The sequence below is a fragment of the Candidatus Cloacimonadota bacterium genome (assembly GCA_012516855.1).
Taxonomy (GTDB): domain Bacteria; phylum Cloacimonadota; class Cloacimonadia; order Cloacimonadales; family Cloacimonadaceae; genus Syntrophosphaera.
On sequence record JAAYWB010000019.1, the window covers coordinates 1 to 10,799 of the forward strand.

Below are 10,799 nucleotides of genomic sequence, written 5' to 3' on the forward strand. Positions count from 1 at the left end.
CACATCGTTGTTGCTCACGGTCTTCCAGACCACGGGGCGGTTGGAGTTGCTGAGCGAGTCGGCTTCGTTTTCCAGGCGGGTTAGTTTGATCTTGTCGATACCTATATGGCTGACAAGGATGGCGCTGCGGGTCTTTCCGCCCAGGCTGAGGGCAAACTGGTTTTGCTGCAGCAGGCCTTCAAAGTTCTCGCTGCGCATCAGCTCCGCTCCTCCCTGGGATGAAGTGGCCAGCAGGGCTGGATTCCACCATCCGGCGGAAAGGCTGCCGTTCCAGGTGAGGCCGGTGTTACCCATGGCCTGGTTTAACACTCCGGGGCTGAGCTGGAAAATCTCCCCCGCGTATTTGGTGGCACCCAGGCCGACGCAAGTAAGTAAGGCGACGTATATGATCAGCTTTCTCATCTTCATTTTTCCTTGAATAACAAGATAACCCGTCCCCCCGCTTTTGTAAAGTATTTTTTCCCTGCCAGGACATAAATGCTTTTCGCAAAGCCCGTCCGGCGATTTTGCTTGACAAAATGCAGGTCTAAAAATGTAAGTGCAAGACAATAATGAGGGGCCTATAGCTCAGTTGGTAGAGCTTCCGGCTCATAACCGGACGGTCGGGGGTTCGACTCCCTCTGGGCCCACCATTTTTTCTTTCCGCCAATCCCCCTTTCGCTGCTTCCGCCACATGATTGGGAGCAGAAATCCCTGCACAGATATGGATTCCATCTTCGATTGGCACTGAAGATGAGGCTGGTTAGCGGCTCCATCACAAAGCCATAGATGATTCCCATAACCCTGCTCCAGCGCAGGAGTTTACGCTTGCCAAATTTGGGATTAGCTGCCGGAGATTGCTTTGCGCCGGCGATGCAAAGAAAGTGATTGACAAAAATCCCGCCTTCAGATTCAAGGACAGAACTTATTGGGGAGGATTAGTCCTAATTGGTAAGGCAGCGGTCTTGAAAACCGCCGGGTTCTGCCCATGGGGGTTCGAATCCCTCATCCTCCGCCATAAAACATAGTGTGATCCCCAAAAGGGAGAGGTGACCGAGCTGGCTGAAGGTGCACGCCTGCTAAGCGTGTGAGGGTCAAAAGCCCTCCGAGGGTTCGAATCCCTCCCTCTCCGCCAGATATTGAAATGGGCAGTCGCCAAGCGGTAAGGCAGCAGGTTTTGGTCCTGCCATCCGGGGGTTCGAATCCTCCCTGCCCAGCCATCTTCATACTTTCAGATGGGATGTCGTCTAATGGTAGGACAGCGGACTCTGGATCCGTATGTGAGGGTTCAAATCCTTCCATCCCAGCCACTTGATACCCCGGTTCCAGCACCGGGGTTTTTGTTTTATAAAGGCTTTATTCCCACTCGGCGCGCTTGTAGGCAGCGGCTTTGCGCATGTGTTCGGCCGCAGTGGCGGAAAAGTCATTGCGCCCCTTGCGGTCTGCCACAAAGAAGAAATAATCCGTCTGAGCCGGTTCCAATACGGCTTTGAGGGAGGATACGGAGGGATTGCAGATGGGGCCCGGGGGCAGGCCGAAATTGCGGTAAGTATTATAAGGCGATTGGATTTGGGTATCCTGGAGGGAAAGCACGGTTTTCTTCACGCCCTGGCGCTCAAGCACGTAATCCACTGTGGGGCACGATTCCAGCCTCATCCCGGCTTCCAGGCGGTTGCGGATAACGCTGGCGACCAAGGGCCGTTCGTCCGCAAAACTGCTTTCCTTTTCCACGATACTGGCCTGAATAAGCACTTGATAGAAATTGTCCGTATGGAAAGGATCGATCCGCGCGGCGCGCATCCGGCTGAAAAACTGCTCTGTCATCTGGCTCAGGATTTCCTCCGGATTCACGTCGGGAGGGAAAAAATAGGTCTCGGGATAGAGCCATCCCTCCAGCGAAGGTGCCCGGAAACCTGTGAGCTTTTCCACAAAGAGGGAATCGGTTGCCAGTTTTTCCAGCTCATCGTAGCTGGCCAGGCCGCTGCGCTCGATCCGCTGCAAGGTTTTGTACAGGGACAGCCCCTCCGGGAAAGTGATCTTCACGGCGCTGACGTTGCCTTTTTCGAGCAGCCTCAAGGTTGCGTAAAGGCTGTGGTTGCCGCCCAGGGAATAGGTTCCGGCGATCAGGCGCCGGTCGGTTCCGCGCAGGGAGGCCATGAACCTGAAAAGCCGGGCGCTGCGGATGATCCCGCTTTCCTTTAGCCTTTGGCCGATGGTGGCGGCGTTGTCGCCAGCTTTGATGCGGATGGCGATCTGGTCTGACCTCATGGGTAGAAAGAGGGCACCAAGCAAGCTCAGAACAAGGGCCAGGATGAGGGCTGGCGGCAGCCAGCGCAGGAGTTTATCAAGACGGGGAGGTATCTTCACAGGGTTTCCAGATAGCTTCTGAGGATCATGGCGGCAGCCATGGCATCCTGGATGGGGCGGCGCTTTTTCCAGTCGTAGCCAAGCTTGATCAGTTCCTTCTCCGCCTCGTCTGTGGAGTAGCGTTCATCCCAGGGCAGCACGCGAATCTCCAGCGCGGCCGTCAGTTTGGCCAGAAAAGCCTTGGTCTCAGTGGTCTTGGGAGTGTCGCCACCCTCGATTGCATAAGGGATTCCGCAGATAAGCAGCTCCACATCCTGCTCCGCGATGGTGGAGCGGATTTCAGCCAGGATGCCGGCAAAACCATTGTTGGAAATCACTTTGAGGGGTTTGGCAAAAAGCTGCAGCGGGTCTGAAAGCGCCAGACCTACCCGTTTGCTGCCATAATCCACGGCCAGGACGCGTCCCGGCGGCCTCACAGATTCGATTCATCCCTCCAGATGGCGATGTACCAGCGGTTGTTGGCTGGTTTCAGATAGAAGCGGGCAACGCCGCTGGCTGTTAACATGGAATTGGAAGCATAGAAGCTGAGTTTGAGGTCAAAGGGCGTAGGGATCACCACCCAATCCTCGTGACCGAGCTCGGGATCCTTTTCCCAGTTGGCTTCCGGGGGAATCTGCAGCCGCAGGGTCAGCTCGTCCGGAGCGGGAGTGCTGCCATCGGTGGAGCCGCTGGTGAAGAGGTTTCCGGTGTATAGAACTTCCTGATCATATCCCCACCACGAATCGCGAATTCCATCACCATTTACATCGATGCCGATCTGGCCCACCTCGCTGGAAATCAGTTCAAAGCGGAAATCCGGGGCAAGCAACTCCTTGTAGATGTTGATATTGCGTTCTTTGTAAGCCAATTCCAGGCTTTGCAATACATCCAGAGGCGTGCCGCAACGGAGAGAGCCATCGGAAATATCGATGAGAGGTGGATGGAAAGGGTTCCTGCAGCTTGAAAGCAGCAGGATCAGCGCCAACAGCGGAAGAAAGAGGAGTCTATTGCGAGAAGCCATGTTTCATCCTGCCCCAGGTGGGGTTGGCAAAGGTGCGGTAGTCGAACCATTTGCTGATGTACCAATAAGCTCCGGATTTTCTCAGTTGTATCTCAAGGTTGCCCTTGTAATGGCCCGTGGCGCCGGCCACGGCTGGAAAGCCCACCAGCTCGTACTGTCGGAAGATCCGGGCCTCGGAAGGGCCGATCTCGTCCGGCTGGGCGTCTTGCGGCGTGAGGATGACCTCCGCGTTTTCCAGGCCCGGTGACTGGCTGAAGAGATTGAGCAGCATATCCTGCTCCTGAGCGGCGTTCCAGGTTGCGGGCAGATTGTAGTTGTTCACGTCCTGCGCGGCGAAGCGGAAACTGAAATCCTGAGTGAACAGGCCGGCGTATTTCACGGCATTGCGGCTGTCTTCAAAGCAATACTCCAGGTTTTGCAGGCACAGGTCCCAGTTCGTGGGATAGCTATTCCAGGGAGCCTGTTCCACGGGCGGTTCGGAATCCCGCAGGCGGAAAAGGTCGCAGCCGGCCAGAGCCAGCAATATAGCAAGGAGTATGGCGATATCTCTCATAATCTCATTTTCAGCGGCGGGCAAATCGTGTCAACAGATATTTGGCGGAAAGCCCGTCCGAATTGATCCATCCCGCTGAGGATATGGCATACAAGCCGTTTCTGAATAGCCGGTTGATCCGCAAAAAAGGGCAAAATCCGGTCCTTATGAGAGAAAGCGGATTCAATTCTTCCAGACGCTCAGCACTTCTCCCACGGTGAAGAGCGAACCGCCACAGACCAGTATGTCGTCAGGTTTCAGATCCGATCTGGCGATTTGGAAAGCTTTGGCCACGGAATCTGCCTCGACGTAGTCCACCCCGTTCCTGACGGCCTCAGCTGCTTGTTGGGCCAAGGTTGCGGCTCGGTCGGAAGAGTTTTGGGCGAAGTAGATCTTTTCGGCGTTTAAGCAAATGAGTCGGAGCATTTCAGGATAGTTCTTATCGGCCAGGATCGAGACCAGAAAACGGAAGCGGCGACGGGGCCAAACGCGGCGCAGAGTATCCAGCATGGCTTTCACACCCTGAACGTTGTGGGCGCCGTCAACAATGATCACCGGAGCCGTGCTGAGCACCTGCATTCGGCCGCGCCAGTTGATGTTTCGCAGGGCGTGGTGCACTTTCCTGGCACAGACCTTTATACCCATGACATTGGCATATATAAAGAAAGCCGTGAGGGCGAGGGCGACGTTTCCGGCCTGGTGTTCACCCAGCAGGTTGGTGACCAGGCCCCGGTAGGTGTGGCGCCCAAAACGGTAATCGAAACGGATCCCGTCCACCCGGCGGGCTGTGACGCGGCTAAAATAATCCCTGCCGGAAAGATAGACTGGCGCGTTCAGGGTTTTAGCGCGGTTGAGAATGATCCGCCGCGGGGAAGCGGGAATGCGCCCCAGCACCAGCGGCACGCCGGATTTGATGATACCCGCTTTTTCGGCTGCAATCAATTCCAAGCTGCCGCCTAAGGTTTTCACGTGGTCGAGGCCAATGGTGGTGATGGCCGCCACATCAGGGATGAAAAGATTGGTGGCATCCAGCCTTCCGCCTAGGCCAACCTCGATGATGCTGCTCTGGAGCTTGCTCTCGCTGAAAATCTGAAAGGCGATGGCAGTAGTTATTTCGAAGAAAGAGGCATCCCACTTTTCGAACAGAGGTTCTAACCGATGGTAAGTAGCCAGGATGCTCTCGAAAGGCAGTTCTGTACCATTAATGCGGAAACGCTCGGTGTAATTGATCAGGTGGGGCGAGGTGTTGAGCCCGGTGCTGTGCCCGTGCGCCAGGCAAAGAGCCTCCAGAGTGGCGCAAACGCTGCCTTTGCCGTTGGTTCCGGCCACGTGGAAGCCGCGCAGACCAGCCTGGGGATTGCCCATTTCCTCCAGCAAACGCTCCATCCTGTTCAATTCCAGCTTGACGTTGCCGGAATACTTTTGATAGATATGGTCCAAAAATTCCTGATATCGCAAAGCTATTCCTCGGTATTGGAGATGTGGAAAAAACTCCCCGCGACCGGTACTTCCGCCTCAGCCGCGGGGAAATGTCAATGTCAGTTCAGATTTATTCCGTTTCTGTTTCGGCCGGAGTTGCTTCCTCCATGAAATTATCTTCGGGAAAAACGTTGCTTTGGCTGGGAGCTGCCGGAGCGAGCGACTGCCTCCACTGCACAAGCGCCGGATCGCTGTTCGCGGCGTTGAATTCCTTGTGGGGAGTGTTTTTCCAGTAGTTCAGATACTTCTGAATCTCTTCAGACCTTTGCTTGGCGCTTTTCTTGGCACTGTCAATCAGAGCCAGATCAGAAATCATCACATTCTGGATTTTAGTGGTGCTCATGTTGTCGTAGAAGGCCTTGTCCAAAACATGGGCGGGAAAGTCAGCAATGTTGGGGCAAAAAACAAGGATGCCGGAATAGTGTTTGGTTTCTCCGTCAATCACTTCGTAGAGGTATTTGCCGAAGACCTGGTATTCCGTTTTTTCGCCCTGCAGTTCAGGGCAGTATTTTTCCTCGGTGAGGTAGGGCTGTTTGCTGCCGGGTTTGGTAGTGGTGCGCAGCATGTTTAGGTCACCGTTGAAATCCTGCTGGGTTTCCAAAACATAATCATTGGCTGCCACCCAGATATTTTTCATGTTTGTGGTACAATCGTCGGTGTTCTTTTCGGGATCAAGGTTAAACATCCCGGACAAGGCTAGGATCGCGATCAGAGCTATGGCCAGGACGGCGCTCAACACCCAGAAAAGCACGCTTCCCTGTTGGTTTTTCAACATGAGTAACTCCTGAAAGATATGGTTTTTCTAATTATTTTACACCGCCCAATCACGTCAAGCCTTTTTTGCAGGGGGCATAATCTTGTTGATGTATCCATAGGTTTCCCGGATGTCCGAGAAACGCTCCCTGTAATCGGCTTCTGGATCGATTCTGATGCCGCTCATGCGCCTGCCAACATTGCTTTCGCCCCAATTGTAAGCTGCCAGCACCAAGGTCCAGTTGTTGCCAAAGCGCCCGTGCAGGTAGTTCAGATAGCGGGCCGAGATGCTGAGGTTGTAGGGTGGAAAATAGAGCATGCCGCGCCTGTGGCTCATGTGCACATAACTGGCGGTGGATTCCTGCACCTGCCCCAGGCCGATGGCTTGGGCCGGTGACACAGCGAAGCTGCGGAAGCGGCTTTCCGTGTTGATCAGCCGGTAGAAAATGCCCGGATCGAGGCCATAAATAACAGCCGCGCTGAGGGTCATCAACCTCACTGAAACGGGGTTGTACACCAGGATCAAAAGCACCAAAAGCAGGACCAGGGGGAAATAGACAATCCTCCTGAACCTGCTTTTCTTTTTGGCGGTGGACACGGCTTGGATCAGGCCAGGCCTTTCTTGAAATCGTTAAGCCGCATAATGTGCGACACTTCTTCGTTGATGATGCGCCTCAAGACCTTGAGGGCCTTGGGGTTGGAAATACTGTCGCTGAGCGCGTGGAAATAAAGCAAGGTGTCCTTTTCAAAGGCGATGGCGTTTTCCACCACGGCAGCCAGGTCAGCAGCTCCGGCGGCCTTGCGGATGGCGGATTCCTCGCTGTTGAAGATCCTGCCTTCCACGATGGTCTTCAGGTAGGCTGAAACCATTTCCCAGTCTTGGGAGAGTTCCAGATCCTGCATGTCGGCGTCGTCGCGCAGGGCCATGAAGGTCTTTTCGTGGTCCAGTTCCTGGTCGCGCAAGTAAGCGATGAATTCCCTGCTCTTGTCGTCCAGGTCCTTCCTTTTGGTAGCTTCCTGGTAAAAGGCATAGCCGTTGCGTTCGATTTGCACGGCCATTTCAATGATCTCGTTGATTGAGAAAGCTGGCATTATTCCTCCAGTTGGATTTATGTTTGTGATCTCAGATATTATGCTCACCGGGAGTGTGTTTGTCAAGCTGAAAGTGGTGGAAAGGCTTTGCTTCAGGGCTGCGGGGAGCTATTCACTCCAGCCCCACGTTAACCTGAGAAGGGCCCATCAACTCGCCGATGTGGTCGGTGCTGTCCTGCACGGCCTGGCGGACCCCCTGGCTGGGCTGGGCAGGAGTCACAGACGGAATGGCTGCCGCTTTGGTAACCTCTTTCTGCACTTCACGCATGGGATCCACCTTCGGTTCCTTTTCCTGCGGCAATCGGGGTTTGCTCACCACAGTGGTATCCGCCGCGGCTGGTTTCAAAAACTCCGGGGTTTTCAGCCAACCCTGGTTGTGGGCATACCAGAGGATGGCCCCCAAGACGATCACAAACAGGATGATGCCCAGCAGCCAGAGCAGATTGGGTGAGAGCATGATCTTGCTGGATTTGCTCCCGCCGCCGCGAACAGGCTGTTTCTTTGTGTTTTCCGGCACCATTACCTTGAATTCTGCCATCACTTCATCCAGATCGGCCCCCAGGTAACCGGCGTATTTATGCACCATGGCCTTGGCGAAGCCGAAGTGCCCCAGCTCAAAATAGCGGTTTTCCTCAATCAGCCGCAACTGGTCTTCCCGCAGGCGCAAATCCTCGAAAACCTTATCGTAGCTGATGCCCTTTTCTTCACGCAGCTTTTGCAGATGCGAGCCTAAATTCTCCATTGGTAAACTCCACTGAAAGTGTGTTCAACAGTCCCCACGAGTAGAAATTCCCCGTTTTCCAGCCGGGTGATGCAAACCTCGCCGCCAGGCATTTTCACCCAGACCTCGTTGTCCAGCAGGCCTTTACCGATACCGGTAAAAACGCTGGCCACGGCGCCGGTGCCGCAGGCCTGAGTGGCCCCCGCGCCGCGTTCCCAAACCTTCATTTCGATCTCCAGACACGAAATAACCCGCACGAATTCAACATTCACCCCCTCTTGGAAGTGGGAATGACTCTCCAGTCGCGGGCCGATTTCCAATTCCTGGTCTTCGAGCCTGTTCTGAAACGAGACAAAATGCAGATTACCCACCTCCACCACCGAACCCGTGAACCCTTCCAGGGACAGGTCCTTTTCTTTCAGCACCGGTTTGCCCAGATTGACGCTGATCTGGCGTTCCTGCACAGTTGCGCTTTTGAGACCGCTGTCGGTGGCGATGAGCAGCTCCGTTTTACCTGTGAGCCTGTTCAGAAGGGAAGCGCAGCAGCGCAGGGCGGAACCGCACATCAGAGCATGGCTGCCATCGCTGTTGTAAATCAGCATTCTGGCGTCGGCCTCATCATCCGCCAGCAACAGCACCAGACCGTCCGCGCCCACTCCGGTGCGGCGGTCACAGATGTCCCTGGCCAGAGCGTCAAGCGGCAGTGAGGTATTCCGGGTGTGCAGAAGCTGCAGCATCACGAAATCGTTGCCCTGGACCTGGACCTTGCCAAAAGGGATCAGCACAGCAGGTCTTCCATCATCTGGTTGAAACTGTAAAAACCCTTACGCAGCGAAATCCACTGAGCCGCCTGCAGCGCCCCGGTGGCAAAACAGGCGCGGGAACGCACTCTGTGGGTCAATTCCAGGCTGTCGGTCTCGCAATCGAAAATCACGCTGTGGGTTCCCGGCACCGCTCCGCCGCGAAGGCTTGCGAAGTGCAACTCGTTCTTGAGGATGCGCCGGTCCAGCTTATCGTAAACAGCCTGATCCTTCACACCGCTTTCCTCCAATATTGCTTCTGCAAGCTGGATAGCCGTTCCGGAAGGGCTGTCCGCCTTTTGGTTGTGGTGCATTTCCCAACCGCAGACGTCGTACATGGGGAATTTGTCACAGATGGAGGTGGCGTATTGGATAACACGGGTAAAGAGGTTCATGCCGATGGAGAAATTCGCGCCCCAGAGGATGCCGATGCCGTGGCGTTCAGCCAGTTCCTTCACTTCATCCAGATGCCTGTGCCAGCCTGTGGTTCCCACCACCATGTGTTTTCCCGCCACGGCTACCTGGCGGATGTTGGCCAAAGCCGTGTCCGGCTGGCTGAAATCGATGCAGACGTCAGCCAGGATTTCCGGCCTGATCTCCTTTTCACAACCCTCCTGGCCGGGGTCGATGATGGAGCGCACCCTGCAGCCATGCTCCTCGGCAAGGCCGGCGATCATGTGCCCCATTTTGCCATATCCGATCAAAGTGATGTCCAGCATGGCTCAGCTCCTTGAATAGCGGCGGATCAGAGCAGCGACGAAGGCCGCCCCCCGTTTCAGTTCTTCCGTTTCGATGTCTTCGGCAACTGTGTGCACTTTGTTCATGCCGGTGCCGCAGATGATCATCGGCAGGCCCGCCGCGTTGATTATATTGGCATCGCTGCCTCCACCGCCAACGGTTACCTCGGCCCTGATCCCCAAATCCTTCAAGGCGTCCAGGGCAAGCTGCACCACGACTTCGCTGTCGGAAATCCGGAATGAGGCGTATTCCTGTTTGGATTCCCACTCCAGGCTGGCCGCTCCAAATTCGTATTTGTGCCGCTGCACAGCGCTTTCGGCAGCGTGCCGGATATTGGCGGTAACCTGTTCCAGCTTTTGGGGATTGTGGCTGCGTGCCTCGCCTTTAAGTTCCACGCAGTTGGGGACAATGTTGGTCGCTTTGCCGCCTGAGATGATGCCCACGTTGCAAGTGGTTTCATTGTCGATGCGGCCTAAAGGCATGGCAGCAACGGCTTCGGCGGCCACGCGGATGGCGTTGATCCCTTTTTCGGGTTCCACTCCCGCGTGCGCTTCCTTGCCCGTGATCACCATCCGGATTGAGTTCTGGGCCGGCGCTCCCACTACCAGGTCACCAACCCGATGGGCGTCCAGAGCATAGCCAAAAGCCGCGCGCAGCTTGCTTTTGTCAAAATGTTTGGCCCCCAGAAGGCCGACCTCTTCTGAAACCGTGACCAAAACCTCGATGGGCGCGTGTTCTTCCCCGCTCTCCATCACATCCTTGATGCCCATGACGATCTCGGCCAGGCCGGACTTGTCGTCTCCACCCAAAACGGTGGTCCCGTCTGTGTGGATGCGGCCCGCGGTGATCAAGGCCTTAACGCCGAGGCCTGGTTTCACGGTATCCGCGTGGGCGCAGAAAAGGATGGGTTTTTGGTCTGCCCGACCCGGGATCAGGGCATGCAGGTTACCCGCGTTGCCTCCAGTGGGGGTGTGGGCGTCGTCTTCAAAAACCTCCGCTCCCAAAGCGGCCAGATCGGTTTTCAGGCGATCGATCACGGCGCGTTCATCACGTGATTCGCTGTCGATTGCCACCAGTTCCAGAAAATATCGGATCACATCGTCGTGCATTATTGTCTCCATACGGATTGTAGTGTGTTACGCCACTTATTCTGCCATTGTCTTTTTTGTCAAAAACTATTTGCGTGCCTGCGTTACCGGTACTGTCTCAAAGGTTGGTGTAAAATAGGGTGAGCCTAATGAAGAAAAAGGTTGAGCCGGATCCCACTCTTTGTTTTGATGGTTTAAACCAAAAAACTACCAGACAAGGAGAAGATCATGACTCAACCAAAGCGAAAGA

General features: G+C 55.2%; 13 protein-coding genes and 5 tRNA genes. 5 read left to right on the forward strand and 13 right to left on the reverse strand.

The genetic code is table 11. From position 1 onward, the window contains the following. Positions 1–402 (reverse strand): hypothetical protein (locus GX466_01790; protein ID NLH92945.1); only part of this gene is annotated, 402 nt, incomplete at its 3' end. A gap of 154 nt (positions 403–556) precedes the next feature. On the opposite strand from GX466_01790, the gene GX466_01795 reads away from it, so the two are divergent. The 5 genes from GX466_01795 (at position 557) to GX466_01815 (ending at position 1,289) form a co-directional block, all read left to right on the forward strand. Further along, positions 557–632, forward strand: a tRNA-Ile gene (locus tag GX466_01795). Positions 633–911: 279 nt separating this feature from the next. Beyond that, positions 912–997: transfer RNA gene (locus GX466_01800), tRNA-Ser, on the forward strand. Positions 998–1,022: 25 nt separating this feature from the next. Next, positions 1,023–1,114, forward strand: a tRNA-Ser gene (locus tag GX466_01805). A gap of 10 nt (positions 1,115–1,124) precedes the next feature. Further along, positions 1,125–1,199, forward strand: a tRNA-Gln gene (locus GX466_01810). A 16-nt stretch (positions 1,200–1,215) separates the two neighbouring features. Next, positions 1,216–1,289, forward strand: a tRNA-Gln gene (locus GX466_01815). 46 nt (positions 1,290–1,335) lie between these two features. Here the strand turns inward: GX466_01815 and mltG are convergent. The 12 genes from mltG to GX466_01875 form a co-directional block, all read right to left on the reverse strand. Next, positions 1,336–2,316, reverse strand: coding sequence for an endolytic transglycosylase MltG (gene mltG / locus GX466_01820; GenBank protein NLH92946.1), 981 nt, complete (start codon positions 2,314–2,316; stop codon positions 1,336–1,338). Positions 2,317–2,342: 26 nt separating this feature from the next. After that, on the reverse strand, positions 2,343–2,762 hold the full coding sequence (gene ruvX, locus GX466_01825; protein ID NLH92947.1) for a Holliday junction resolvase RuvX: 420 nt from the start codon (positions 2,760–2,762) through the stop codon (positions 2,343–2,345). Then, on the reverse strand, positions 2,759–2,959 hold the full coding sequence (locus GX466_01830; protein NLH92948.1) for a hypothetical protein: 201 nt from the start codon (positions 2,957–2,959) through the stop codon (positions 2,759–2,761). Before GX466_01830 ends, ruvX begins: the two co-directional genes overlap by 4 nt. A 370-nt stretch (positions 2,960–3,329) precedes the next feature. Beyond that, the gene (locus tag GX466_01835; protein ID NLH92949.1) at positions 3,330–3,899 is read right to left on the reverse strand and encodes a hypothetical protein; all 570 of its coding nucleotides are present in this window, start codon (positions 3,897–3,899) and stop codon (positions 3,330–3,332) included. A gap of 162 nt (positions 3,900–4,061) precedes the next feature. Continuing rightward, the gene (locus GX466_01840) at positions 4,062–5,336 is read right to left on the reverse strand and encodes a bifunctional folylpolyglutamate synthase/dihydrofolate synthase (GenBank protein NLH92950.1); all 1,275 of its coding nucleotides are present in this window, start codon (positions 5,334–5,336) and stop codon (positions 4,062–4,064) included. Positions 5,337–5,427: 91 nt separating this feature from the next. Next, a complete protein-coding gene (locus GX466_01845) occupies positions 5,428–6,132 on the reverse strand; it encodes a hypothetical protein (GenBank protein ID NLH92951.1) in 705 nt (234 codons plus the stop codon). Positions 6,133–6,186: 54 nt separating this feature from the next. Continuing rightward, positions 6,187–6,720, reverse strand: a complete 534-nt coding sequence (locus GX466_01850; protein NLH92952.1) for a lytic transglycosylase domain-containing protein — start codon at positions 6,718–6,720, stop codon at positions 6,187–6,189. Continuing rightward, the gene (locus GX466_01855) at positions 6,717–7,202 is read right to left on the reverse strand and encodes a ferritin family protein (protein NLH92953.1); all 486 of its coding nucleotides are present in this window, start codon (positions 7,200–7,202) and stop codon (positions 6,717–6,719) included. Before GX466_01855 ends, GX466_01850 begins: the two co-directional genes overlap by 4 nt. Positions 7,203–7,314: 112 nt before the next feature. After that, positions 7,315–7,944 (reverse strand): hypothetical protein, encoded by a 630-nt coding sequence (locus tag GX466_01860; GenBank protein ID NLH92954.1) that lies wholly within the window; start codon positions 7,942–7,944, stop codon positions 7,315–7,317. Continuing rightward, positions 7,932–8,708 (reverse strand): diaminopimelate epimerase, encoded by a 777-nt coding sequence (gene dapF / locus GX466_01865; GenBank protein ID NLH92955.1) that lies wholly within the window; start codon positions 8,706–8,708, stop codon positions 7,932–7,934. The genes GX466_01860 and dapF overlap by 13 nt, the downstream gene beginning before the upstream one ends. Then, entirely contained in the window at positions 8,702–9,442 is a 741-nt protein-coding gene (gene dapB, locus GX466_01870) for a 4-hydroxy-tetrahydrodipicolinate reductase (GenBank protein ID NLH92956.1), read from the reverse strand. Before dapB ends, dapF begins: the two co-directional genes overlap by 7 nt. Positions 9,443–9,445: 3 nt before the next feature. Further along, positions 9,446–10,570 carry a M20/M25/M40 family metallo-hydrolase gene (locus tag GX466_01875; protein NLH92957.1) on the reverse strand — a complete coding sequence of 375 codons (1,125 nt, stop codon included), beginning with the start codon at positions 10,568–10,570 and terminating at the stop codon, positions 9,446–9,448. Positions 10,571–10,799 lie beyond the last annotated feature (229 nt).